Below are 25660 nucleotides of genomic sequence, written 5' to 3' on the forward strand. Positions count from 1 at the left end.
GCCTGGAGCCGCTTGTCGTAGAAGTGGTCGTTGCTGAAGGCGATGAGGTCCGCGTTCTGCGAGCGGTAGTGCACGTCCAGGTAGCACTGGTCGATGTCGAGGTTGAGCGCCGCCGACAGCAGGTCCTCCACCTCGGCTTGCTGCTCCTCGAAGAGGCCCTGCTCGCTCTCGGCCTCCAGCTCCGCGCTCTGCACCACGGCGGATTCGAAGAAGCGGGTGGGTGGCAGCTGCTTCGGGTCCCCGGCGATGACCACGCGGTGCGCGCGGGTGAGGACGGGCAGGGCCTCCTCCAACCGGCACTGCGAGGCCTCGTCGAAGATGACGACGTCGAAGATGGGGCGGCGGGGGAAGATTTGCGCCACTGTCTGCGGGCTGGCCATCCACACGGGGCGGAGGTCGAAGAGCGGGTCGCCCCCTTCGATGCCCTGCCCGGTGGCGATGACCTGCCGCACGCGCATGGCGCGCTCGCCCCGCAGCATCAGCCGCCGGCGCAGCTCCGCGCCCTGTCCGTTGAGCCGTCCGCCCGTGCCCGCCAGCAGCCGCTCGCGCTGGCGCTGCGTCCAGCGGTGGACCAGGGCGTCGCGCACGAGGACTCGCTTCTTCTCCTCCAGCGCGCGGTAGTGCGAATGGGTGGTGCGCACGCGCTCGGCGTCGATGTGCTGGAGCGCCGGGGCCTCCCTCAGTCTCGCGGACGCTTCCGCCGCCAGCGTCGCCTTCAGCACCGCGCGCCAGCCCGCCTCGGTCTCCGCGCCTTGACGTGCAAGCCGCTCCACGGCGGCCTCCAGCGCCGGAGGCATGGCCGCCAGCACCGCGCGCATGCGCAGCAGCCCTTCCACCGTGGGAAGCCGTGACGCCAGGGCTGCGGTGACCGAGGCCAGGCGCTCGCCCGAGCGCAGCCCGCGCGAGCGCGCGTCCAACCACGGCGCGGAGAAGAGCCCCGCCTCGGCGAGCCGGACCTCCAGCCGCGCGACGGCGTCGCCTCGGGCCGCGGACAGTCGCAGGCCCGCCAGCAGCGCCGCGCGAGCCCCCGCGTCCGCCGTCAAGGCAGCCCGCACCGCGTCCCGGCACGACGCGAGCAAGGGCGTGCGCTCCAGCTCCTGCAGCAACTCGAAGAGGGCCGCGTGGGTGCGAAGCGTCTGGGACAGGGCCTCGTCGGTGAGCGTCGAGGTGTCTCCCGGGACGAGCGTGGCGCGGTGGTACTCGGTGAGCAGTGCGCGGGCCTTCACGCCCGTGAAGAACCGCGTGACGCGCTCGGCGGCGAGGATGCTCAGCGTCAGGCCGAACTGCTGGAGCACCCGGCGGGCCCCGGCCTTCCGCGCGAAGTAGAAGAACGCGTACCATTTGCGCGCGATGTCCAGGTACGAGCCCAGCGCGGCCATCGCGGGGGCCAGCACACTCAAGGCCTGGGGCTGCTCGCGGTGGACCAGCGCCAGCTCCGCGTCCAGCGGCCCCTCCGCGAGCACCTGCCGGTGCGCCGCCAGCCCGTCGAGCTGGGTCCGCGCGGCCTGGACCCCGTCCGGAGCCGCCGAGCCCCAGCGCGCGAGGACGTCCGGGCGGGCCGACTCCAGCAGCGGCGCCAGCTTCTCCGCGAAGGCGGCGCGCGCCGCGCCCTCCGCCCGAGGGTCCGCGCCGAAGACGGGCACGTCCGGTGACACGAGGGCATCCGCCTCCTGGGCCGCGCTGTCGATGTCGCTCAGCCGCTCGCGATAGGTGGCCAGGGGCGTCGCGAGGTAGCTGGCCAGGTCTCCGCCCAGGGCTTCACGCCAGGGGTTCTCCGGGTAGCCCTCCTTGCCACCGCGCTCCAGCACCTCGCGCACCTCGCGCTCGCGCGTCGTCACGTCGCTCAGCCGCGCATCGGAGAGACTCGACGCGGCGGGCGTGAGCGAGTCGGGGGCCTCCACGGAGAACCACTGGCCCACCAGCTCGTGGAAGGACGGCGCGGTGCCTCCATCGGGGCGCTCGGAGAGGGCGCGGTCGGCGGACGTCAGCTCGTCGTGGAGGGACTGGAGCTCCGTGTCGATGCGCGCCAGCTCCTTGGCCACGGCCGCGTCGGTGCGAGTCTCCGGCAGCGCGTCGAGCTGCTCGCGGATGCCCATGTAGAGGTCGCGCTGGTCACGCTGGGCGTCATGGACGACGGCGCACAGGTGCCCCAGGCCGAGGTGGTCCAGGCGGTGCTTCACCACGTCCAGCGCGGTGCGCTTGTCGCAGACGAGCAACACGCGCTCCCCGCGCGCCAGGTGGTCGCCAATGGCATTGGCGATGGTCTGCGACTTGCCCGTGCCCGGAGGCCCATGGATGACGAGCCCTCGGCTGCTGCGAGCCAGCCGCACCGCGCGCGCCTGGCACGGGTCCGCGAGCGTGACGAGCCGCTCCTCGTCCGCGCGCTTGAGTCCCTCCAGGTTGGGTTCGCCGCCGCCGTGGCCCGGGGGCAGGCCGAGCGACACGTCCACGCGGAGGAAGCTCTCCAGCGGGCCGGAGATGGGCTCGCCGTCCAGGAGCGCGCGCATGTCGTCCACGAGGCTCTGGTTGGACAGGGGATACAGACCCAACACGGCGCTGGGGAGGATGGCGGCCTGGGGCTGGGCATCGTCGCCACGCGGAACGGCGGCCAGGAGGGTCTCCGGCGTGAACGGCGAGGGCGCGGGCAGCTCCAGGGCCTTGCACACGGCGGCCACCAGCTCGTTCAGCTCGCGCCACGGGTCCGCGCCTGCTTCATCCGCGAAGAGGTCACCCAGCCGCTGGCCGGTCTGCTGCTCCAGCCAGGCGAGCAGCGCGGTGTTGGGGGCCACGCGGTCCACGCCGGCCTCGGCGCTTTCCAGCTCCACCGACGGCATGCGGCCCTTCTTGAGGGTGAGCCGCACGGGGATGAAGGCGATGGGGGCCAGGATGCGCCGGGTGCCGAAGCCGCGCTTGTCCTTGGCGCCCGGCGGCAGGTGGAGCAGGGGGAAGCCCACGTGGAGGACGTGGGCGCCGGTGTCCTGCTCGAAGGTGCGGGCGTCCTCGACGATGGCGGCCAGCTTGCGGAGCAGGGCCTGCTGTTCCTCCTCCGCGCGGGAGGTCGCGTGGGCCTCGTCCAGCGGCGGTGCCTCGGCGTCGGAGAGCACGTCGCGAGGAGGCGCTTGGGGGGCGTTCAGCGGAAGCGCGGCGTCGGAGGCCACGTCGCGAGGAGGCGCCTGGGGGGCGTTCAGCGGAAGCGCGGCGTCGGAGGGCACGTCGCGGGAACGGACGCCATCGTCGTCCAGCGCGTGCGCGGCCGTGGGTGCCGCGTCCAGCATGTCGTCGGCATCCGTCTCCGTGGCCTCGTCGTCCCGGGAGCGAGCGGTGCGGGCCTGGGCGGAGCCCTTGCGGGCCTCGGGCGGGGGCGGCTTCACGCCGAGCCGGGCCTGGGCCTTCTCTCCGAGCAGGGCGGCCAGCACGGTGTGCGGCGCGGTGCCATCCAGCCGGCTCAGCGTGGCGAGGTCCACGCGCTGGCGGCTGTTGTGCGGCCGGCTGTTGAGGCTGGGGCCGGATGCGAGCGCGGCGTAGAGCCGCTCGAGCATTTTTTCCAGGACGCGGTTGCGGGGCTCGGGCGACAAGGCGGCACCTCTCGACGGGAGGGGAGGCCGCTGTCTCTATCACGCGAGGGCGCCCTGGGCCCGGGCCTTCAGCCCGCCAGCGCGGCGGCGAGCGACTGGGCCGCGGCCTCCAGCTCCCGCGCGGGGAGGTGGTCGGAAGCGGGAGCGTCGAAGACGGCGCGGCCCCAGAGCCGTTGCGGCGTGTGGGGATAGCGGGGGACGAGGTGCAGGTGGAAGTGGCGCAGCACATCGCCAATGGCGAAGGCGTAGGCGTGTTCGGCGCCCAGCACCTCGCGCTGGGCGCGCATGACCCGGGCGGCGAAGGGGCCGAGCTCGCTCGCCGCGTCCGGCTCCAGGTCATACCAGGCGCGCACATGCCGGGTGCTGGAGAGGACGACCCAGCCGGGCACGGGGCTGGGGCCCGCCACGCCATGCAGCACCAGCCCCGGCGCGCGCGCGATGACGCCTCCCACGGGCCTGGTCGCACCACGCACGATGGCGCAGCCGAGGCAGGGGTCATTCACATCCAAGACATCCGGCATGGGCTCACGCTAGCAGTCCGCGGAAAGCCCGGGTGGGTCACGCGATTGGGTCAACGGTGACTCATGTCGCTGAGGGCATACGGGGTTCTCCGAGTGATCCGTGACACACCCGGCCCCGGGCGTCTCGGCGGATGAGAACCGGCCCTGAATCAAGGGGGGCTTCTTGACGGAACGGGCAAGTGTCGGAGAGTGTCCGGCTGGTGCCTCGTGGAATGTCGAGGCGGTGATACTTGGGGACTTTTCTTTCAAGGCGGGGAAGATGAAGAAGCATCTGGTAATGGCCGTGGTTCCGTTCCTGGCGTTCGGTTGTGGCGACGACCTGGTTGATGCGGACGGAGACGGAATCGCGGACGGCGTGCGTGAACCTGACTCGGTGACGGTGGTGACGCCGGCCAATCCCAAGGGCACGGTGTCGGGCCAGGTGCTGAGCACGAGCCTGCAGCCCCTGACGGAGGTCTCGGTGGAGATGACCATCGGCAGCTCCGCGGAGCCGGTGGCGGCCCTCTCGGATGCGAAGGGCAACTTCACCTACACGAACGTGCCGGGCGGCGCGCAGGTGCTGCTGACGTTCTCCAAGGCGGGCTACGCCACGCTGCGCGCGCAGGCGACGGTGCCGACGACGGCGGGCAATGTCCCCATCAACAACGGCAACGCGAGCTTCGGCCCCATCACGCTGACGCGGCTGGACGGCACGCTGAACTTCCTGGTGGTGACGCCGACGGGCCGTCCCGCGGCGGGGACCCGTGCGACGCTGGAGGCCACGCCGGCGGGGTCCATCAACAACGGTGACCAATCCTCGTCGATGGTGAGCTCCGTGGTGGTGGATGCGACCGCGAACGAGCAGGGCCTGCTCTCCTTCACGGGTATCCCGAGCGCGTCCGAGTTGGCGCGTCTTCGCAACGGCGCCGGGCAGTACAAGCTGTGGGTGTCGCCCATGGACAGCAACGGCGACGGCATTCCGGAGACGGGCGGCTACGTCAGCACGTATTCTGGGGCCGAGGTGGTGGCCAACGGCACCACGCGGCTCATCAGCCTGCCGTACTCGCGTCCGCAGAACGTGCCGCTGAGCATCGAGAGCAGCAACGTGGCCAGCCTGAGGGGCGCCGCCGCTGACCTGCACCCGCTGCGCAACCTGGTTCGCCCGGGCGAGCCCATCCACCTGTTCTTCAACCAGCCGATTCAGCAGGACTCGCTACTCGTGCGCATGACCAACGAGGATGCGCGTGAATCGCTGGGCGTGACGGCGACCGTGAACAACGGTGGATACAGCGCGACTGTCAACCCCGGGTCCATCGTCGAGGGTAAGGAGTACAACCTGGACGTGCGCGCGGTGTCCGCCGAGGGCGGCTCGCTGTTCAGTTCCCGGGGCTTCTTCTTCGCGGGTGAGCCTCGCGGACCGCAGCAGCCGACGGCTATCGCAGAGTCGCGGTACCATGAAACGTCAGTGACACTCCCGACTTCGGGTCAATTGAATGTCGGTGAATATGTTTATGTTTACTTCACGCATCCAATTGCGAGCAAAGTCGCGACTGGGGAGCTCGTTCAAGTCTTTTTCAACATCGACTTGAACAACAGCGGCACGCTCGGCGATTCGCAAGGTGAAAAGGGCTTCCTGACGGGATTCGACCTGCTCGAGGCCGAGCCGATAGTCCCGCTGTATACCACCACGCCTATCCAAAACCCTGTGTTCCCAATCATCAGGTCGGGATACAGCTCTCGGTTCCGCTTCATTTATGCTGGGCCGAACAACCCCAATCTGCTTGGAACCGAGATTACGGTGGGCTTCTCGAAGCTGGGGAGTCGCGGGATCAGCGGGACCTACGAGAACGTCTGGGGCCAGCCTCTTGCGAGCGATGTGGCCATCACGGGGATTGGCGTGCATCCTGCTCCTCCCGCCCTGCCGTGAGTTCTCAGGCACGTCTGCTTCGCTAGACGTTTGGGCTTGAACAGACACCCCCGTGGGGCATTGCCCCGCGGGGGTGTTGTGTTTCGGCTTTGAAGTACACCGGTCGGAGAAAGAGTCCACCTACCCGGACCCAGGGTCCAAGGTGTGGTGTGCCTCGGGTGGGCTCGGACGGCTCCTGCCCTGTAAGTCATCGAATATCCAAGCCTTTGGGGCAGCAAAGCCCGCCTTTCCTGGGAATGGCTGCTGCATGCCCGAGTAGGACAAATGGGCTCTATACGAATTTGGGCAGTGTGTTTCAGTTCCCTGTTCTTGGCATGTATCAATGTGCCTGAAGTCGATGTTGTTGCTAACTCGCCTGACGCAGGTCCTGTGGCGGATGCGGGGTCATCCACTCCCGCAGTGACGCTTGAGCTGTCGCGGACCGTGACGAATGGAGACGTAGGGGTTCGTGCCTCCGTGACAGGGGATGCTCCGGACGCTGTTGAGCTGTTCATCGACGGGAATCCGGTCGCCTTGCTGCCTCCACCGCGCTACGAACTGCGCTGGAGCACGCAGGCATTGGACGAGGGGACTCATAGCTTCGCTGCGAGGGTCACCATCGGAGAACGCAGGCTCATGAGCGATGCGAGCACGCTCACCGTGGACCGGAAGGCACCGAGGCTTCTTTTACAATCACCCTTGCCAGGGACTCAGACGGCCTTGGTTCGCCATCCCATCCAGGCCGTATTTTCCGAGCCTATTGAGCCTGGCTCTGTCACGACCGAGTCCGTGAAGCTCTGGTCGAATGGCATTGAGGTTCCTGTGGAATTGCTGCTTTCTGCAGAACGTACTTCGCTGACGTTGCGGCCTCTGGACGCGGTTCCGGTCGATACGACGATGTCCGTGACGCTCACTGATTCGGTGGCGGACGTAGCAGGAAACGCACTTGTTGGCCCTGTGGACTCCTGGGATTGGACGTACCCGGCCTATCTCTCCATGGGTGGCGGTCTTGTTGCTGAGCCTGCTGAATACCCCACTGTGTATTTTCCATCGCTTGCGTTTGACGCAACTGGCAGCTCGATTGTTTCGTTTGTTAGTGGCGCCAGGCCAGGAAATTGGGGCGTCCATGTCAGGCGGTGGAATGGGACTTCATGGGAGCGGCTGGGAGATGTACTGGATGCGAATGGCGGTGAGACATATGTTTACTCATATGTGCTCCAGAGCTCTCCGGACGGAAACCCAGTCGTAGCCTGGACGGAAGGGACGGCGGCCGGGTATGTCAATGTTCATGTCCGCCACTGGTCGGGAAGCCAGTGGACTCTCGTGGGGAGGCCAGTCGAGGCGCGCCTGTCGCAGGGAATCATCGAAATTCTACAGTTCAAGGCGAACGCCCGTGGCGACATGGCGATGGCTTTCCGGGAGAAGAAATCGAATCAGGAATCCCAGGTTTCCGTCCTGGCTTGGGGAGGAACTGATTGGGTGCCGCTCGGAGGGGCTCTCAAGGTCGACGCCGCCTGGAATGTCTCTCATGTGGAGTTGATGCTGGATGCGCAGGGACGGCCGATCGTTGTCTGGGCTGAGTCCAATCCGGGCGGGATCGATACGAAGACGTACATTCACAGGTGGAATGGCGGCGCGTGGGAGTCCCTGGTGACGCCCACCAATGGGCTGCTCCGCGGACACGGCCTTGATGGGGAGGACAACCTGATTCAGGTCGTCACGTATTCGGATATGCATGGAGCTCGGGCTGGAGGCGTCCAGCGACTTGATGGGACTGAGTGGGCTCGTCTTGGTACGCATGCGGGCGGCTTGTTTCCTGGTGCCACGGATGCCCTGATCGGGGGGCTCAGTGTCGATGTGCAGGGCCGGTTGCTTGCGGTGCTCGGCGAGCCTGAGATTGCCGATGGGCCTTGGGTTTCTTACGTCCGCCGCTGGGACGGCGTTGCCTGGGGACCACTGGGTGGTTTGCTGCGCCCAGTGCCAGGAAGGGTCCCCGTCGGTCACAGTGTCGTCGCGCTGGACGCTCAGGGCCAACTTGTCCTGGCCCGCATCGAAGAGTCCGAAGGCACTCCCGGCCAGAGCTACCTCTACGTCTACCGCTCCAACAACTGAGCCCCAGCCGACGTTCCACCGTCCACTCCACCTGTCCTCCAATGAACACGCGCTGGCACTCCGGTCCGCATTCGTTGAAGAGCGGGGTGGGGTGGGCACGTCGGGAGGGGCGTGTATAGATTGCCTAACGCCCGTTCCAACCCCGAGAGGCGTCTGTCCCATGAAGAGCACGGCGATGACAGTCCAGGCAGAAGACCTGCCAGCCGCCAAGGAGCCCGCGGCGGGCGGGAACAAGAAGCGCGTGCTCGTGGTGGACGACTTCGATGACGCCCGGGAGATGTACGCGGAGTACCTGGAGTTCGTCGGCTTCGAGGTGGACACCGCCCGCAACGGCGTGGAGGCGGTGGAGAAGGCCAGCGAGGGCGAGCCCGACATCATCCTGATGGACCTGTCCCTCCCCGTCATGGACGGCTGGGAGGCGACGCGGCGCATCAAACAGGACTCCCGCACCCGGGACATCCCCGTCATGGCGCTCACCGGCCATGTGCTCGCGGGGAACGCGGAGCACGCCCGGGACGCCGGGGCGGACGAGTTCGTCGCCAAGCCCTGCCTGCCGCAGGATTTGGAGAACAAGATCCGAAACATGCTCAAGCCGAGCAAGGGGAAGGTCCGGGGCGGCTAGCGCCCAAGGACACCGCCACTGCTCGGCAACGGACACTCCAGCGGCCCTGGCGTCCTGGAGTCTCCTCCCTCGCGGCCCGTTCAGTTGACCCCTGGCGGACGGATGCATAGGCACGGGGTGTGGGCTCTCCGGCCGCCTCGCCGCCTCCTGATGCGTGGACTCCTCCCCAGGAGTTCGACGAGTACCGCCTTGTGCGGGCCATCGGGCGTGGGCGGACGGGGCGGGTCTTCCTGGCCCATGACACGTTGCTCGAGCGCCCCGTCGCCGTGAAGTTCATCCCCGCCCTGGGGCCCAACGCCCTGGCGAGGTTCCTGGTGGAGGCCCGGGCGGCGGCGCGCATCCAGCACCCCAATGTCGTCACCCTCTACCGGGTGGGGCAATTGGAGGAGCAGCCCTACCTCGTCTCCGAGTTCATCCGGGGGATGAGCCTGGACCGGCTGCCCAAGCCCCAGCCCTGGGAGCGCGTGCTGGCCATGGGGCGGGATTTGGCGCGGGGCCTGAGCGCCGCGCACCGGCGCGGGGTGCTGCACCGGGACATCAAGCCCGGCAACGCCGTGCTCACCGAGGCTGGCGAGGTGAAGCTGCTCGACTTCGGCCTCGCGAAGCTCCTGGACCGGGCCGCGGGGGCGGGGGAGGTCGCGACGCCCGCTTCTGGGACTCCGCCACCCGAGCTGCCTCCCGACCTGGACCCGGAGGCCAGCCCCAACCTGGGCGCGCGCTCGCTGGACGGGGTCTTCCTTCCCTCGCTGCCGCGCGGCTCGCTGGTGGGGACGCCGTATTACATGTCCCCGGAGGCCTGGGCGGGCGAGGCGCTGACGGCGCGCAGTGACGTGTACTCCCTGGGCGTCGTCCTGTACGAGCTGTGCGCGGGCAAGGGCCCCTTCCGGGACGTGCCATGGCGCGAACTCTCTGAGCGGGTGCGCCACCGGGATGCGCGCCCCCTGGCCCGGGTGGTGCCCGGCGTGGAGGCCGACCTCGCCGCCGTCATCGACAAGTGTCTGCGTCGCGAGCCCGCCGAGCGTTACGCCACCGCCTCGCAGCTGCTCGACGCCCTGGACGCACTCACGCGCGACGACACCGTCCAGGCGGTGCCGGAGGGCAATCCCTATCGTGGTCTCCAGGCCTTCGAGGCGGAGCACCGCGCCGTCTTCTTCGGCCGCCGCCGCGAGCAGCGCGCGGTGCTGGAGCGGATGCGCTCGGAGCCCTTCCTGCTCATCACCGGCGACTCGGGCGTGGGGAAGTCCTCCCTGTGCCTCGCCGGGCTGCTCCCCGCTGTCACCGAAGGGGGCCTGGAGGACGGGCGTCGCTGGCGCGGCGTGCGGCTGGTGCCGGGCCGCAGGCCCCTGGCGGCCCTGGCCACCGCGCTCGCGCCCGTGCTGGACACGGAAGAGGAGCCCCTTGCCGAGGCCCTGCGCGCCGAGCCCACGTCCCTGGTGCGCCGGCTCCGCGTGAAGCTGGGCGCCCAGGAGGGGCTGCTCGTCTACGTGGATCAGCTCGAGGAGCTGGTGACGCTGGCGCCGCGGGCCGAGGCGGAAGCCGCGGGACAGGCCCTGGGCGCGCTCGCGGAGGGTGCCAGCGGCGTGCGCCTGCTCGCCACGGGGCGCAGCGACTTCCTCACCCGGCTGTCCGCCGTGCCAGGGCTGGGCGCGGAGGTGCCGCGCGCGCTGTACCTGCTGCGCGCCCTGTCGCCCGAGGAGACGCGGGAGGCGGTGACGGGCCCTGCCCGCGTGAAGGGCGTGCGCTTCGAGTCCGACGCGCTGGTGGACGCGCTCGTCACCTCCACGCTGTCCGCGGCGGAGGGCGGGCTGCCGGTGCTCCAGTTCGCGCTGGCCGAGCTGTGGGAGGCGCGCGACGCGGCGGCCGGTGTCATGACGCAGGCGGTGCTCGACTCGCTGGGCGGCGTGGAGGGCGCGCTCGCGCGGCACGCGGATGCCGCGGTGGCCCGGCTGCTGCCGGACCAGCGAGTGGCGGCCCGGGGCGTGCTCCTGCGGCTCGTCACCGCGGACGGCACCCGCGCGCGCAAGACGGACCGCGAGCTGGTGGGCGACGACGCGCGCTACCGCGCCGCCCTGGAAGCGCTGGTGCACGCGCGGCTGCTCGTGGCGCGCGAGGCCCAGGAGGGCACGTCCTACGAGCTGGCCCACGAGGCGCTGCTCTCCGGCTGGGGCACGCTGGCGCGCTGGCTGACCGAAGCCTCCGAGCGCCGCGAAGTCCAAGCCCGGCTGGAGGCCGCCGCCGCGCACTGGGAGAAGCTGGGCTTCCCGAGCGAAGCCCTGTGGGGCCCGCGTCAGCTGGAGGAGACGCAGGTGCTCGACACGGGAGAGCTCACCCGCCGCGAGCGCGACTTCCTGAAGGCCTCGCGCCGCACCATGGTGCGCAGCCGGCGGACGCGGCATGCGCTGGTGGTGGGCTTCGTCGTGTCCCTGGGGCTCGTCTACGGCGGGCTCAAGCTGAGGGAGCGGTGGAGCCTGGACCAGCAGGTGCGCGACGAGCTCGGCCAGGCGGCCCAGGCCTTGAGCGCCGTCCGTCAGGACTGGGCCACGCTGAGCGCCGAGCGCGCCGCGGCCTTCCGTCTCTACGACACCGGCCAGCGCGCCGAGGCGGACCGGCACTGGAGCCTGGCCGGTGCGCAGGCGGGACAGCTTCGAGGCCGCTTCGACGAGGTGGCCGGACGGCTGGAGCGCGCCCTGGCGCTGGCGCCCGGCCGCGCCGACGTGCGCGAGGCCTTGGCGGACTTCCTCTACGAGCGCGCCTTGTGGGCCGAGCAGGCCGAAGACGCCGCGACGCTGCCCGCGCTGCTCCAGCGGCTGCGGCTCTACGACACGGCGGGCACGCGCTGGCGGCGCTGGAACGAAGCGGCCCGCCTCACGCTGGAGACCTCCGTTCCAGGCGCGGAGGTGGAGCTGCGCCCGCTGACGCGAGCTGCGCAGGGCGCGTATCGGCTGGGAGCGCCCCTGCAAGCGGACCCGGGGCGCTGGCTGGACGCGGAGGTGGCGCCGGGCACGTACCAGATTTCCGCGCGCGCGCTCGGCTACGAGCCGGTGGTGCAGTGGGTGCTGCTGCGGCGAGGCGAGGCGCGGCGGCTCGGCGTGCCGCTGCCGCGCGTGGGCAGCGTGCCGGAGGGCTTCGTCTTCGTGCCGCCGGGCGAGGTGAAGTTCGGCAGCGCGGCCGAGGCCAGCGTGCGTGAGTTCTTCAACGCCGTCCCGCTGCACCCCGTGGACGTCCCCGCGTTCCTGATGGCCCGGCACGAGGTGACGTATGCGGAGTGGCTGGCCTACGTGGAGTCGCTGCCGTCCGAGCAACGCGCACAGCGGCTACCGCGCGTGGGCACGGGCGGCTACGCGGGGCTGCTCGCGCTGGGACAGGTGGACGGCGTCTGGCGGCTGCGCTTCCAGCCGGGGAGCGAGCCCTACGTGGCGCGGGCCGGGGAGCCGCTGCGCTACGCCCGCCGCACCTCGCGCGCGGCGCAGGACTGGCTGCGCTTCCCCGTCAGCGGCATCACCTTCGCGGACGCGGAGGCCTATGCCGTGTGGCTGTCGGAGAGCGGCCGGGTCCCCGGCGCTCGGCTCTGCTCGGAGCTGGAGTGGGAGCGCGCGGCGCGCGGCGTGGACGGGCGTGAGTACCCGCACGGCGACACCCTGGCCCCGGACGACGCCAACATCGACACCACCTACGGCAAGCAGCCCGGAGGCTTCGGCCCCGACGAGGTGGGCAGTCACCCCGCATCGCGCAGTCCCTTCGGCGTGGACGACATGTCCGGCAACGTGTGGGAGTGGACCCGCTCCTGGCTGGAGCCGGGCAAGGCCGTGGCGCGTGGGGGCAGCTTCGCCTTCGCGGCGACCTCGGCGCGCGTCTCCAACCGCGAGCTGCCGGAGCCGTCCCTGCGTGACGTGACGGTGGGCATGCGGGTGTGCGCGGACGTGGCATCCACCGCGCACCCATAAACCCGCCTGCCTGCCCTACATCCGCTCCGCGCGCTACCGGACGGAGGAACCCTGTGTCCGCCCTGACGTCTTGGGCGGGTGATGCGCAGTGGACGAAGCAAGTGCCTGCGGGGGCTCGCGCAAGTTGCTGGGCGGGGGGCCGCTGCGGACATTGCCGTCGTGGTCGGGCCGGGAGGGTGGTCGGTGATGGGCGCTTGGAAGCAGACGGTGGCTGCGCTGGTCAGCGCGGTGGGCATGGTGGGGTGTGCGGGCAACGTGACGGAGTCGGAGCCGGTGGCGCTGCGCTCAGGCGTGGCGGAGCTGGCGGCACCGAACGGACGGAACCTGAATGGCCGCAACCTGAATGGCCGCAACCTGAACACCCCCGAGCTGGGACAGCTGCTCGTGTCCGTGGACCTGGCGGGTGCCCGCATCGCGGAGGAAGTGCTGGGCGCGGTGCGGTTGGAGGGCAGCGTCTTCCACGGCGTCGCCTCCAGCGGCCCGGTGTCCGGCCAGGCCTTCCTGGGCGCGCGCTTCATCGGCAACCTGGGCAGTGGGGAGACCGTGGAGTTGCGCGTCGACGGCATCGAGCCTGGCGCGGGCGCGGACGCGGACGTCTGGGCGTACCAGGTCTCCTACTACGACGCGGCGGATGCGCTCTGGAGGCCCGCGTGCGCGGCGGCGGACGGCGCCGCGCTGGGCGCCATCCCCGTGGCGGGTCGGTGGGACTATCGCGAGGGCGAGCCGGGCGGCGGCGCGAAGGTGGATGACGCCGCGCGCTTCACCTTCGCCTGCGAGGGGGCGGCCATCGCCAAGTGCGTGCGCTTCGGCTACCGGCCCTGGGGCACCACGGCGGACGGCCTGAGCCTGGCGGACCACCACCAGGCGTGCACGCGCATGGTGCGCGCGGACTTCTGCGGCGACGGCACGTCACACACCACGGATGGCCAGTGGGTGAACCTCCATGACGGCGTGAACGTGCAGACGGATACGGAGGCGTGGCTGCACGAGGCCGAGTGGGACGCCAATGGTGCGCGCTGCTTCACGCAGACGACGCGCGCGGCGCAGGCCGTGAGCTGCCCGGAGCAGACGCCGCGCACCCAGTGCGGCAAGTGGGCCCACTTCCAGGCCGGCACGCTCATCATGAGCGAGGTGCCTCCCGCGCCGTAGGCACGGTCCGCCCTGGCGCGCCTGAGAAGGCTCGCCAGCCCGTCAGCCCGGCCTGCTTGCTGGCGGTAGACGTCGTTGTCAACGGCTACCGGGGGCAGGGGGCCGACACCATGGTTAGGCGGCTCGCCGTTGGGGGGCGGAGATGGGAGACGCGCTGTGAGACGGGCTCGAATACGACAGGTCTTCGGCGGAGCCTCGGCGGGGATGCTGATGGGGCTCTGCGCCCTGTCCGGTTGCCGCAAGGGCGAGGAAGCCGCGCCCGCGCCTCAGCAAGAGGAACTGAAGGTGACGCTGGGCCAGGAGAACGTGGCCCGCGCCGAGGTGCGGCAGCTGCGCTCCGGCCCTGGCATCTCCGGCAACCTGCAGGCGCGCACGGCGGCGGCGGTGCGCGCGGAGGTGGGCGGCACCGTCCTCGACATCAAGGCCCAGCAGGGCCAGGTGGTGAAGAAGGGCGAGGAGCTGGCGCGCATCGAGGACGTCACGCTGAAGGACCAGCTCATCGCGGCGTCGGCGGCGGTCCGCACGGCCCGCAGCGCGCTCCGGGTGGCCGAGGCCGAGCAGGAGCGCGCCGCGAGGCTGTCCAAGGCGGGGGTCATCACCCAGCGCGACTTCGAGCGGGCGGAGCTCTCCATGGAGCAGGCCAAGGGACAGCTCGCGGAGGCGCGCTCCCGGCATGCCCTGGCGCGGGAGCAGCTCAACCGCGCGCGAGTCACCGCGCCCTTCGCGGGGGTGGTGAGTGAGCGGCAGGCCAGCGCGGGCGACGTCGTCCAGCCTGGCGCGCCGCTCTTCACGGTGGTGGACCCGCGCACGTTGCGCCTGGAGGCCTCCGTGCCCGCCGCGCAGCTCGAACAGGTGCGGGTGGACACGCCGGTGGAGTTCCGCGTCACGGGCTACGGGGACCGCGCCTTCCGCGGCACGGTGGAGCGCATCAACCCGGTGGTGGACCCGGCCACCGGCCAGGTTCGCCTCTACGTGGCCATCCCCAACACGGACCTCCAGTTGCTGGCGGGGCTCTTCGCGGAGGGGCGCGTCGCCTCGGAGGGCACGCAGGCGGTCGCGATTCCCATCGACGCCATCGACGACACAGGGACCGAGCTCGCCGTGCTGCGCATCCAGGAGGGGCGCGTGCAGCGGGTGAAGGTCACCCTGGGCCTGCGCGACGAGGTGGCGCGTCAGGTCGAGGTCCGCTCAGGACTGGAGGACGGCGACGTGGTGCTGCTGGGCGCCGCGCGGAGCGAGGTGACGGAGGGCGCGCGCGTGAAGGTGTCGCCCCCGCGTCCAGACTCGAAGCCCGTGGGGGAGCCGGGGCCCGGCGTTGGCGGCTCGGAGGCACCGCCGCCCTCGTCTGGAGCGCGGCAGCCCACGCCGTGAGGCCGCGCCGTCCCACCCTTGCTCCAAGCCTGGAGTCACGTCCGTGTTCATTTCCGACTTCGCCATCAAGCGTCCCATCATCACCATCACCTCGATGCTGGCGCTGGTGGTCTTCGGGCTCGTGTCGCTGGGACTGCTGGAGACCGACGAGTTCCCCGACATCCAGCCCCCGGTGGTGAGCGTCACCATCGTCTATCCCGGCGCCTCGCCGGAGACGGTGGAGCGGGAAATCCTCGAGCCCATCGAGGACGCCATCTTCGCCATCAGCGGCGTGGACCCGAAGGAGACGACGTCCATCGCCACCGACAGCCTGGCGTCCTTCACGGTGTTCTTCGACTTCGAGAAGGACATCCAGGAGGCGACGCAGGACATCCGGGACGCCATCTCCAGCAAGCGCGCGGACCTGCCGCAGGAGATGGAGGAGCCCATCCTCACGCGCTTCGACCCGGCGGACCAGCCCATCGTGTCCCTGACGCTCACGTCGGAAGGGCTGGACGTCGCGGCGCTGTCGCTGGTGGCGGACCCGACGGTGGTGGGCGAGCTGCGCTCGGTGCCTGGCGTCGCCCAGGCGGAGGTCGTGGGTGACGTGGCGCGGGAGATGACGGTGCAGCTCAAGCCGGCGGCGCTCCAGGCCGCGGGCCTGTCGGTGGCAGAGGTGGTGGCGGCGCTCCAGGCGCAGAACCTGGCGGCGCCGGTGGGCCGCATCAACGCGCCGCTGCGGGAGGAGTCCATCCGCCTCAAGGGCCGGCTGGAGAAGGTGGAGGACTTCCGGCGCATGGTGGTGGCCTCGCGCAACGGTCAGGCCATCCGCCTGGAGCAGGTGGCGGACGTCTTCGTCGGCGCCGAGGAGCCGCGCACGCTGGCGCTTTTCAACGGCGCCCAGGCGGTGGGCATCGAAGTGCTCAAGACCCGGGGCTACAGCACCACCGAGGTCGCGGACGCGGTGCGTGCGCGGGTGCGGGCGCTCCAGGGGCGGCTCCCCGCGGGCGTGAAGCTCGAAATCGTGCGCGACGCCGGCGTCCGCGTGGAGAACGCCGTGGACAACGTGCAGTCCGCGCTGGTGGAGGGCGCGCTGCTCACGGTGCTGGTCGTCTTCGTCTTCCTCAACTCGTGGCGCTCCACCGTCATCACCGGCCTGGCGCTGCCGGTGAGCGTGCTGGCGTCCTTCATCAGCGTGTGGGCCTTTGGCTTCACGCTCAACACCATGTCGCTCTTGGGCCTGACGCTGGCCATCGGCATCCTCATCGACGACGCCATCGTCGTGCGGGAGAACATCGTCCGCCACGTGGAGATGGGGAAGGACCACTACACGGCGTCGCGCGAGGGCACCTCGGAGATTGGCCTCGCGGTGTCGGCGACCACCTTCTCCATCGTCGCCGTCTTCGTGCCGGTGGCCTTCATGTACGGCGTGGCCGGCCAGTGGTTCAAGCCCTTCGCCCTCACCATCGCCTGCGCGGTGCTGGTGTCGCTGTTCGTGTCCTTCTCGCTGGACCCGATGCTGAGCGCGTACTGGCCGGAGCCGCCGAAGAAGAACCCGGGCTTCATCACCCGGACGCTGAGCCGCTTCAACGCCTGGTTCGACCGGCAGGCGGAGCGCTACAAACACGTCATCGCCTGGGCGCTGGACCACCGGCTGGTGATGGTGCTGGTGGCGGTGGGCTCGCTGGTGGGCGCGCTGGTGCTCCAGGGAACGGTGGGCGGCGCGGGCTTCGTACCGGTGAGCGACCGCGCGGAGGTGGAGCTGCTGGTGGAGACGCCGCCGGGCTCCAGCCTGGAGTACACCCGGCGCAAGGTGGACGAGGTGACGCGCGCCCTGCGCGCCCATCCCGAGGTGGACTACACCTACGCCACCATCGGCGTGCCCCTGGCGCTCAGCGCGCCCGGCGTGGACCAGGCCCTGGTGTACGTGCGGCTGACGCCCAAGGCGGAGCGCGACGTGAGCCAGGACGCGTTGGGCGTCCAGTTCCGCGAGGAGATGAAGCGCATCGGCGGCGCCACCGTCTCCGTCTTCACCTCGGGCTTCGGCGGCGCCTTCAAGCAGCTCCAATACGAGCTGCGCGGACCGGACCAGCGGGTGCTCACGCAGCTGGCGCAGCAGGTCCAGGAGGAAGTGGCGCAGGTGTCCGGCGCGGTGGACGTGGGCCTGTCCACGCGAGGGCAGAAGCCGGAGCTGGAGGTGGAGCTGAACCGCGGGCTCGCCGGACAGCTCGGCGTGACGGTGGGGCAGGTGGCCCAGGTGCTGCGGCCAGCCTTCGCGGGCCTGGACGTGGGCGACTGGGTGGACCCCATTGGCGAGACAAGGGACGTCATGGTGCGGCTGGCGCCAACGGCGCGTGACAACCCCGACGACTTGTCGCGGCTGCCCATCTCCGTGGGCGCGGCGGCGGGCGGACCGCCCCGACTGGTGCCGCTGGGGCAGGTGGCGGACATCCGCCAGACGCTGGGCCCGGCGCAGGTGACGCACCTGAACCGTGAGCGCGTCATCAACGTGCAGGCGAACGTGCAGGGGCGCTCGCTGTCGGAGGTGGGCGCGGACATCCAGGAGCGGCTGGACGGCGTGAAGCTGCCGCCGGGCTACACGCTGACGACGGGCGGCGAGTCCGCGGACCAGGCCGAGGTGTTCATGCGCGTGTTCATCGCGCTCGGCATGGCGCTGATGCTGATGTACCTCATCCTGGTCATCCAGTTCGGCTCCTTCCTGGACCCGCTGGCCATCCTCCTCTCGCTGCCGCTGTCGCTCATCGGCGTGGTGCTGGCGCTGCTGCTCACGGGCGACACACTCAACCTCATGAGCCTCATCGGCATCATGCTGCTGATGGGAATCGTGGCGAAGAACGCCATCCTCCTCATCGACTTCGCCAAGTGGTCACACGAGAAGGGCATGCCCCTGCGCGAGGCGCTCATCGAAGCGGGCCGCATCCGTCTGCGCCCCATCATCATGACGACCTTCGCGCTGGTGGCGGGCATGGTGCCGGTGGCCATCGGCGCGGGCGAGGGTGGCGACTTCCGCGCGCCGCTGGGACGCGCGGTGATTGGCGGCACGGTGACGTCCACGCTGCTGACGCTGCTGGTGATTCCCACGGTGTACGAAATCCTGGTGGACGGCCGGACGTGGGCCACCCGCGTGCTGCGCAAGCTCTTCCGGATGAAGCCTCCCGAACAGCGGCCCCACGCCCCAGGCGGCGGCCGTGGAGAGCCCCGGCCCGCCCCTCAGGCCCGGCACGATTGAGGGCTCGGCAACGAACGGGCGGACTCAGGACGACAGGACGGTTGGCGCAGCGCGCCAGGGGCCGTAGGGTCAGCCCCTTCCGCCATGTCTCGCGCCTTGCTGCCTGAAAATCACCATCGACTCGTCACTGAAGCCCTGGCCGCGCTCGACGTCCGCAACTGGGTGCTCAGCATCCACGACCCGAGCTTCCCCAGCCTTCCAGAAGAGGACACGGGCTGGGGCTCGCCGTACTCGGAAGGAGCGGCGCGCTTCCTCGCGTTCTCCCGGGAGCTGGGCTTCAACGGCATCCAACTGGGGCCGCAGGGGCAGGTGACGGAGTTCAACGCCTCGCCGTATGACGGCACGCTCTTCTCGCGAAACCTCCTCAACGTGGCGCTCGCGCCGCTGGAGGCCGCCGAGCCCTGGGGCGCGCTGCTGCCCCCGGGCCGCGTGGCGCAGCTCGCCGCCAGCCGTCCCCAGGCGCTGCCCCCCGGCGAGCGCTTCCGCCAGGCCTTCCGCGCGCAGACCACGCTGCTGAACGAAGCGTGGCGCACGTTCCAGCAGAAGCGCGCGGCGCCGGACGCCGCTCCGTCCATCCGGGCGCTGGCCGCGCGCTTCGACACCTTCCGTCAGCAGCACCGGGCCTGGCTGGTGCGGGACGCCCTCTTCGACGTGCTGTGCGAGGAGAAGCGCGAGCCGGACTGGCGGCGCTGGGCGGACTCGCTGGACGGGCGGTTGTGGAATCCCCGCCCGGAGGAGGAAGCGGCGGCCGTCGCGCGCCTGACGCAGCTGGAGCTGCGCTACGCGGACACGCTGGAGCGCTACGCCTTCTGTCAGTTCCTGGTCCACGCGCAGCACCACGGCCTGCGCGAGCGCGTGGCCGCGTGGCGGCTGAAGCTGTACGGCGACCTCCAGATTGGCCTGTCTCCGCGCGACGCGTGGGCCTGGCAGGGCCTCTTCCTGCGCACCTACCTCATGGGCGCGCCGCCCAGCCGGACGAACCCGGACGGCCAGCCGTGGAACTATCCGGTGATGGACCCGGAGCAGTACTTCGAGCCGGACGACGCCGGAGCGAACGCCGGGAGCCGCAACGGGCCCGTGCTGCGCTTCATGAACGCGCGCATGGACAAGATGCTCGGCGAGTACGACGGGCTGCGGCTGGACCACCCGCACGGGTTGGTGTGCCCGTGGGTGTACCGCGCGGACCTGCCGGACGCGCTGTGGTCCGTGCAACATGGCGCGCGGCTCTTCTCGTCACCGGACCTGCCGGACCACCCGGCGCTGGCGCGCTTCGCGCTCGTGCACCCGGAGCAGGTGGACCGCGCCGTGTCGCGCTACGCGGACCGCTGGGTGAAGGACCTCTCGCCCGAACAGGTGCGCCGCTATAGCGTCCTCTTCGACACGGTGGTGGAGGCGTCGCGCCGTAATGGGCGGCAGCTGGGGGACCTGCTCGCGGAGGTGCTCAGCACGCTGCCGTACCCGCTGGAGCGCGTGCTGGCGCAGTACGGCCTGGGCCGCTTCCGCGTGACGCAGAAGGCGGACCTGCACGACCCGGCGGACGTGTACCGCAGTGAGAACGTGGGCCCGGAGGACTGGGTGATGGTGGGCAACCACGACACGAAGTCCCTGTGGCGCCTGGTGGCGGACTGGCAATGGAAGGGCACGCTGCGCGCGCAGGCGGAGTACCTGGCCGCGCGCTTGTGCCCCGAGCCCTCCGAGCGCGAGGCCTTCGCGCGCGAGCTGTCCACGAGCCCGGGGCGGCTGGCGCAGGCGAAGGTGGCGGACCTGTTCGCCAGCCGCGCGCGCAACGTGATGATGTTCTTCACCGACCTGCTCGGGATGCCGGAGACGTACAACGCGCCCGGCACGGTGGACGAGCGCAACTGGTCCCTGCGCGTGCCCCAGGACTGGGCGCGGCAGTACCGCGAGCGGCTGAAGGCGGACGCCGCGGTGAACCTGCCCGCGGCGCTCGCCATGGCGCTGCGGGCCCAGGGCGCTTTGGCCCGCGCGCGGCACCAGCGCCTGTTGGAGGGATTGGACGCGCTGGCCCGCGCGCTGCGGGCCGGGTGACGCCTGGGCTTTCAGTGCTTCACGTCCACCACGAGGCGGGTGGGCTCGCTCAGCTCCATGACGCGGAAGTCGTTGGGCGCCTTGGTGCCCAGCACCCACGTCACCTCGGCCTCGAAGTCACACGTGCGCACCAGCTCCAGCAGGGTGGGCAGCCTGGGCTTCAGCTCCAGCGCGGCCACGGTGGCGCGGCCCTGGTCGTCATGGCCGCGCGCGGGTGAGAGCGTGACTTGGAGAAAGCCCTTGCCGGCCAGGGGCGTCTCGTCGCCGGAGCCACACTGGATGATGGGCTTGTCCACGTACTGGAGCTGGTAGCCGGGGACCTGTGGCCCGTCGAACTCGAACACCACGCGGTCGAAGTCCGCATGCGTGCCGGCGCGCACCGAGCGCAGCGTCACCGACTGGGCCGGGCGCCGCTTCAGTGACACCGGGGTGGTGGTCCACTCGCGGTTCTTCGCGGGCGCATGCGAAGGCGGCTCGGTCTCATTGTCACCCATGGAGGCCGTGTGCACGGGCGGCCTGGCGGCAGCTTCGCCCTCGCGCGGGAGGGTGCCCGGGGGCGGCGAGGTGGGTGGCGCCTGGACCTCGGGCTGGGGCTGCGCGCCGGTGGGGGCCGCGGCGGGCTCCTCCTTCTTGGCGCACCCGGCGAATGCCAGACACCCGGCCAACCACAGCGACGTCATCCTCCGTCCGGACCGCGTCATCATTCCCCTCCTGCCAGGGCCTGCGAGTTCGGCCCATCGTCTCGCACGGGCGGCGGTCCGGGGGCCAGTGTCACGACGGGAAAGCGGGCAAGGCGAACACCTTTGGACGGCCCCGGAAGCGCTGGAAATTTCCACGGAGGGCCGGTTGCCCCGGAGGGTCTCCGTCACCACGAATGCATGACACAGGACGGTGGGGCCGCGACTATCGTCCGCGCCGCAAGTTGCCCGCGCGGCCCCCGAACGCGCACGAACCGGAGAGCACCCTCGCATGGCCCCCCTCGACCTGACCTCTCTTCCCCGTCCCTCCAAGGACGACGCCACCGTGGGAACGATGGCGCGTGGCATCGTCGGCAGCGAAATCCTCCGCATCGCGGCGGAGATTCGCGAGCGGGTCGCCAAGGGCCAGAAGGTGTGCAACCTCACGGTGGGCGACTTCAACCCGCGCGAGTTCCCCATCCCCGACGCGCTGAAGACGCACATCACCACCGCGCTCCAGGCGGGAGAGACGAACTACCCGCCGTCGGATGGCGTGCTGGAGCTCCGCCAGGCCGTGCAGCGCTTCTACGAGCGCTCCCTGGGCCTGAAGTACCCGCTGGAGGGCATCGTCATCGCGGGAGGCGCGCGGCCCATCATCTACAGCACGTACCGCAGCGTGCTGGACGCGGGGGAGACGGTCGTCTACCCGGTGCCCTCGTGGAACAACAACCACTACGCGCACATGATGGACGCGAAGAGCGCGGTGGTGGTGACGGACGCCGCGCGGGGCTTCATGCCCACCGTGGAGCAGCTGGCGCCGCACCTGGGCGCCGCGCGCCTCTTGTGCCTGTGCAGCCCGCTCAACCCCACCGGCACCATGATTGAGCCGGACACGCTGGGCGCCATCTGCGAGCGCGTCGTCGCGGAGAACCGCGAGCGCGAGAAGCAGGGCCGCAAGCCGCTCATCCTCATGTACGACCAGATTTACTGGGTGCTGAGCTTCGGCGCGGCCAGGCACGTCACGCCGGTGTCGCTGGTGCCGGAGGTGGCGCCGTACACGGTGTTCGTGGATGGCATCTCCAAGGCCTTCGCCGCCACGGGCGTGCGCGTGGGCTGGGGCGTGGGGCCGCCGACGATTATCGCCCGCATGCGGGACGTGCTCGGCCACGTGGGCGCCTGGGCCCCCAAGGCGGAGCAGGTCGCGGTGGCGCGCTACCTCGACGACACCGCGGCGACGGAGACCTTCCTGGAGGGGATGCGCAAGGCCGTGGAGGCGCGGCTGGAGGCCCTGCACCAGGGGCTCACGCGCATGCGCGAGGCGGGGCTGCCGGTCCAGCACATCGCGCCGCAGGGCGCCATCTACCTGTCGGTGCGCTTCGACCTGGTGGGCAAGGGGGGCCTGCGCTCCAACGATGACATCCGCAAGCTCCTGCTGGAGAAGGCAAACCTGGGCGTGGTGCCCTTCCAGGCCTTCGGCCTGGACGCGGACACGGGGTGGTTCCGCCTGTCGGTGGGGGCCACGTCGGTGAAGGAAATCGAGGAGACGCTGCCCCGGGTGGAGGCGGCGCTCCGCGAGGTCCTCTCCGCCGGCGCGTAATCCTCGCAACATCTTTCCGCCGCGCTCGTTCCATCATGGCGGTCCTGGGAATACGTTGCCCGGGGCCTCGTTGGGCCGCTCACGTGAATTCCTCCATGCTCAGGCGATTCGTGGATGTTCGGGACGAGGAGGTCGGCGCCGTCCGCTGGTCGTTCCTGTATTTCTTCACGCTGATGTGTGGCTATGCCATCCTCCGGCCCATCCGCAATGAGATGGGCACGGCGGGCAGCGTGAAGGGCTTGGACTGGCTCTTCACCGCCACCTTCCTGGTGATGCTCGCGGCGGTGCCTGCCTTTTCCGCGCTGGTGTCGCGTTGGCCCCGGCGGGTGGTGATTCCTCGCGTCTACCGCTTCTTCCTGCTCAACCTGCTGGGCTTCTTCGTGGTGCTGAAGCTCGGGGTGGCGCGGGAGACGGTGGCGCGCGTCTTCTATGTCTGGTTGAGCGTCTACAACCTGTTCGTCGTCTCCATCTTCTGGAGCTTCATGGCGGACGTCTTCGCCAGCGGACAGAGCAAGCGGCTCTTCGGCTTCATCGCCGCGGGGGGCACCACGGGCATGCTGGTGGGGCCCTTCCTGGTGGGACGGCTCGCCGAGCCGGTGGGTCCGGTGAACCTCATCCTCATCTCGGTGGTGCTGCTGGAGGTGAGCGCGCAGTGCGTGCGCCGGCTGAGCGGCTGGGCCCAGGACGTGCAGCATCAGCCCGCCGCGGCGCAGGGCCCGTTGGGCGGCGGCGTGCTCGCGGGATTGCGGCTCATCGTGACGTCGCCGTTCCTGCTGGCGCTGGGGCTCCAGGTGCTGCTCTACGCGGCGACCTCCACGTTCCTCTACTTCCAGGAGGTGCGGCTCGTCGCCGCCATGGGCAACGATGCGGCCAGCCGCACCGCCCTCTTCGGTGACATCGACTTCTACGTGCAGCTGGCGACGCTGGGGTTGCAGACGCTCGTCACCGGGCGCGTCATCTCCTGGCTGGGGCTGGGGGCGGGGCTCGCCGTGGCGCCGGTGGTGACGGGCCTGGGCTTCCTGGGGCTGGCGGCCATGCCGGTGCTGACCGTGCTCATCCTGTTCAAGGCGGTGCGCGGCGCCAGCCACTATGCGCTGGAGCGGCCCTCGCGCGAGGTCCTCTTCACCACCGTGGACCGCGAGGCGCGCTACAAGTCGAAGAGCTTCATCGACACGGTGGTGTACCGCGGCAGCGACACGGTGAGCGCCTGGCTCCAGGGCGGCCTCACGAAGCTGGGCCTGGGCATGACGGGCCTGTCGTTGGCGGCGGTGCCCCTGGCCGGGCTGTGGCTGGGCGTGTCGCTGTACCTCGCGCGTCACCAGCGGCGGCAGGCGGAGCCGGTGGTCCCCGCCGCCGCGCCCGAGGCGCCGGTGTCCGAAGAGGCCGCGGCCCGCTAGCGGTCATCCACACGCAGTCAGTCCACACACGCAGGAGGAGTCCCGCATGACGCTGTCTCGCAGGAGTGTGATTCAGGGAGCGGCCGCGGCCGGCTCGCTCTGGGCCATGGGGTGCGCCACCACGGGCACGTCCGGTGCCGCCGCGTCGTCTACCCAGGGGCAGGGGGAGCAGGCCTCCGCGCCCGCCGCGCCGCTGCGCCTCCTCATCCTGGGCGGCACCGCGTTCCTGGGGCCGGCGCTGGTGGAGTTCGCGCGCTCGCGCGGCCACACCGTCACGCTCTTCAACCGGGGCAAGACGAACCCGGGCCTCTTCCCGGACGTGGAGAAGCTCGCGGGTGACCGCGACCCGAACAAGGGCGCGGGCCTGAAGGCGCTGGAGGGCCGCGAGTGGGACGCGGTGGTGGACACCTCCGGCTATGTGCCGCGCGTCGTGCGCGCCTCCGCGGAGCTGCTGGCCCCTCACGTCCAGCACTACACCTTCGTGTCCTCCATCTCCGTCTACAAGGACTTGTCACGGCAGGGGCTCGACGAGACGGCCGCCGTCGCGACGATGGAGGACCCGGCGAACGAAGAGGTGGACAAGCACTACGGCGCGCTGAAGGCGCTGTGCGAGCAGGCCGCCGAGGCCGCCCTCCCGGGGCGCGTCCTCAACGTGCGGCCGGGCCTCATCGTCGGGCCGGATGACTCGTCCGACCGCTTCACCTACTGGCCGCTGCGCGTGGCCCGCGGCGGTGAGGTGCTGGCGCCCGGCGATGGGCAGGACCCCCTGCAGTTCATTGACGTCCACGACCTGGCGGCGTTCGTCATCCGCTCCGTGGAGCGCCGCGTCACTGGCATCTTCAACGCCACCGGCCCCAGCCAGGAGCTGCTGATGCGGGACTTCCTGGAGGCGAACAAGACGGCCCTGGGCAGCGACGCGCGCTTCACGTGGGTGGACGCCGACTTCCTCACGAAGCACACGGTGGAGGCGTGGTCGGACATGCCCGCCTGGATGCCGCGCAACGGTGAAGAGGGAGGCATTGGCAAGGTGAGCATCGCCAAGGCGCTGGCGGCGGGCCTCACGTTCCGCCCGGCCACGGAGACGATTCGCGAAACGCTGGCCTGGTTCAAGACGCTGCCGCCCGAGCGGCAGGCGAAGCCGCGCTCCGGCCTGTCCGCCGAGCGGGAGAAGGAAGTGCTGGCCGCGTGGCACCAGGAGCGCGGCACCGCCACCGCGGGCTGAGCGAGCCCCCGAGCGCGGGGAGGGGCGGGTGAAGCGCCTCCTCCCACCGCCCGTCCTTGCGTTCAAGGACGCCGGTTTGGCACGAAGGGTGGGGCAGCGCGGCTCGCTGCCTGGGGGAAAGGCCATCATGACGCCCGACCTGCTGACGGACGCCGCATCCCCCCTCCTCCGCGCCCGTGGCACGCCCGTGCTGCAGGCGGCGTGAGTACACGGGCCGGGTACCCCGCAAAGCAACGAGGGATGCCCCGATGGACTCGGAGCATCCCCCGGATTTCGACCCATCTATCGGGTTCGCCCTCCCCCTCTGGCG

Annotated in this window: 15 protein-coding genes and 1 pseudogene; 13 read left to right on the top strand and 3 right to left on the bottom strand. The window is 70.6% G+C overall.

All coding sequences use genetic code 11. From position 1 onward, the window contains the following. Positions 1-3575: AAA domain-containing protein (locus tag HV824_RS25710; protein WP_176424470.1), on the bottom strand; the 3575-nt coding region annotated here is incomplete at its 3' end. A gap of 68 nt (positions 3576-3643) precedes the next feature. Continuing rightward, positions 3644-4096, bottom strand: coding sequence for an HIT family protein (locus HV824_RS25715; protein ID WP_176424471.1), 453 nt, complete (start codon positions 4094-4096; stop codon positions 3644-3646). A gap of 259 nt (positions 4097-4355) precedes the next feature. On the opposite strand from HV824_RS25715, the gene HV824_RS25720 reads away from it, so the two are divergent. The 9 genes and pseudogenes from HV824_RS25720 to HV824_RS25755 all read left to right on the top strand — a co-directional run bounded on the left by HV824_RS25720 (position 4356) and on the right by HV824_RS25755 (position 20457). Next, positions 4356-6002 (top strand): carboxypeptidase-like regulatory domain-containing protein, encoded by a 1647-nt coding sequence (locus HV824_RS25720; RefSeq protein WP_255208339.1) that lies wholly within the window; start codon positions 4356-4358, stop codon positions 6000-6002. A gap of 264 nt (positions 6003-6266) precedes the next feature. Further along, positions 6267-6572: pseudogene (locus HV824_RS38270) on the top strand (hypothetical protein); the annotation flags it as partial. Between the two features lie 45 nt (positions 6573-6617). Next, positions 6618-8093, top strand: coding sequence for an Ig-like domain-containing protein (locus HV824_RS25725; protein WP_255208340.1), 1476 nt, complete (start codon positions 6618-6620; stop codon positions 8091-8093). Between the two features lie 160 nt (positions 8094-8253). Then, positions 8254-8715: a response regulator gene (locus HV824_RS25730; RefSeq protein WP_176419577.1), complete on the top strand. Its 462-nt coding sequence runs from the start codon at positions 8254-8256 to the stop codon at positions 8713-8715. Between the two features lie 119 nt (positions 8716-8834). Continuing rightward, positions 8835-12659 carry an SUMF1/EgtB/PvdO family nonheme iron enzyme gene (locus tag HV824_RS25735; protein WP_176419578.1) on the top strand — a complete coding sequence of 1275 codons (3825 nt, stop codon included), beginning with the start codon at positions 8835-8837 and terminating at the stop codon, positions 12657-12659. Positions 12660-12737: 78 nt separating this feature from the next. Further along, on the top strand, positions 12738-13808 hold the full coding sequence (locus HV824_RS25740) for an ADYC domain-containing protein (RefSeq protein ID WP_176419579.1): 1071 nt from the start codon (positions 12738-12740) through the stop codon (positions 13806-13808). 204 nt (positions 13809-14012) lie between these two features. After that, positions 14013-15179, top strand: coding sequence for an efflux RND transporter periplasmic adaptor subunit (locus HV824_RS25745; protein ID WP_217917733.1), 1167 nt, complete (start codon positions 14013-14015; stop codon positions 15177-15179). Positions 15180-15222: 43 nt separating this feature from the next. After that, positions 15223-18408 (top strand): efflux RND transporter permease subunit, encoded by a 3186-nt coding sequence (locus HV824_RS25750; RefSeq protein WP_176419581.1) that lies wholly within the window; start codon positions 15223-15225, stop codon positions 18406-18408. An 84-nt stretch (positions 18409-18492) separates the two neighbouring features. Continuing rightward, on the top strand, positions 18493-20457 hold the full coding sequence (locus HV824_RS25755) for a 4-alpha-glucanotransferase (protein WP_176419582.1): 1965 nt from the start codon (positions 18493-18495) through the stop codon (positions 20455-20457). Positions 20458-20468: 11 nt separating this feature from the next. On the opposite strand, the gene HV824_RS25760 is transcribed toward HV824_RS25755, so the two are convergent. Continuing rightward, the gene (locus HV824_RS25760; protein ID WP_176419583.1) at positions 20469-21161 is read right to left on the bottom strand and encodes a hypothetical protein; all 693 of its coding nucleotides are present in this window, start codon (positions 21159-21161) and stop codon (positions 20469-20471) included. A 265-nt stretch (positions 21162-21426) separates the two neighbouring features. Here HV824_RS25760 and HV824_RS25765 point away from each other — a divergent pair, with 265 nt between their 5' ends. From HV824_RS25765 to HV824_RS25780, 4 genes are all read left to right on the top strand, one after another. After that, entirely contained in the window at positions 21427-22731 is a 1305-nt protein-coding gene (locus tag HV824_RS25765) for a pyridoxal phosphate-dependent aminotransferase (protein ID WP_176419584.1), read from the top strand. Between the two features lie 95 nt (positions 22732-22826). Beyond that, on the top strand, positions 22827-24128 hold the full coding sequence (locus HV824_RS25770) for an NTP/NDP exchange transporter (RefSeq protein WP_255208341.1): 1302 nt from the start codon (positions 22827-22829) through the stop codon (positions 24126-24128). A 46-nt stretch (positions 24129-24174) separates the two neighbouring features. Continuing rightward, complete coding sequence (locus HV824_RS25775) at positions 24175-25350, top strand: SDR family oxidoreductase (protein ID WP_176419586.1); 1176 nt, start codon at positions 24175-24177, stop codon at positions 25348-25350. A 28-nt stretch (positions 25351-25378) separates the two neighbouring features. Further along, positions 25379-25555 (top strand): hypothetical protein, encoded by a 177-nt coding sequence (locus HV824_RS25780; protein ID WP_176419555.1) that lies wholly within the window; start codon positions 25379-25381, stop codon positions 25553-25555. The last annotated feature ends 105 nt before the right edge of the window (positions 25556-25660 follow it).

The organism is Myxococcus sp. AM009, from assembly GCF_013372605.1.
GTDB lineage: Bacteria > Myxococcota > Myxococcia > Myxococcales > Myxococcaceae > Myxococcus > Myxococcus vastator.

Excerpts from the sequence above, each read along its gene's own strand:
- HV824_RS25715 (WP_176424471.1), bottom strand. The coding sequence starts at position 4,096 with ATGCCGGATGTCTTGGATGTGAATGACCCCTGCCTCGGCTGCGCCATC.
- HV824_RS25720 (WP_255208339.1), top strand. The coding sequence starts at position 4,356 with ATGAAGAAGCATCTGGTAATGGCCGTGGTTCCGTTCCTGGCGTTCGGT.
- HV824_RS25725 (WP_255208340.1), top strand. The coding sequence starts at position 6,618 with ATGAGCGATGCGAGCACGCTCACCGTGGACCGGAAGGCACCGAGGCTT.
- HV824_RS25730 (WP_176419577.1), top strand. The coding sequence starts at position 8,254 with ATGAAGAGCACGGCGATGACAGTCCAGGCAGAAGACCTGCCAGCCGCC.
- HV824_RS25745 (WP_217917733.1), top strand. The coding sequence starts at position 14,013 with ATGCTGATGGGGCTCTGCGCCCTGTCCGGTTGCCGCAAGGGCGAGGAA.
- HV824_RS25755 (WP_176419582.1), top strand. The coding sequence starts at position 18,493 with ATGTCTCGCGCCTTGCTGCCTGAAAATCACCATCGACTCGTCACTGAA.
- HV824_RS25760 (WP_176419583.1), bottom strand. The coding sequence starts at position 21,161 with ATGATGACGCGGTCCGGACGGAGGATGACGTCGCTGTGGTTGGCCGGG.
- HV824_RS25765 (WP_176419584.1), top strand. The coding sequence starts at position 21,427 with ATGGCCCCCCTCGACCTGACCTCTCTTCCCCGTCCCTCCAAGGACGAC.
- HV824_RS25770 (WP_255208341.1), top strand. The coding sequence starts at position 22,827 with ATGCTCAGGCGATTCGTGGATGTTCGGGACGAGGAGGTCGGCGCCGTC.
- HV824_RS25775 (WP_176419586.1), top strand. The coding sequence starts at position 24,175 with ATGACGCTGTCTCGCAGGAGTGTGATTCAGGGAGCGGCCGCGGCCGGC.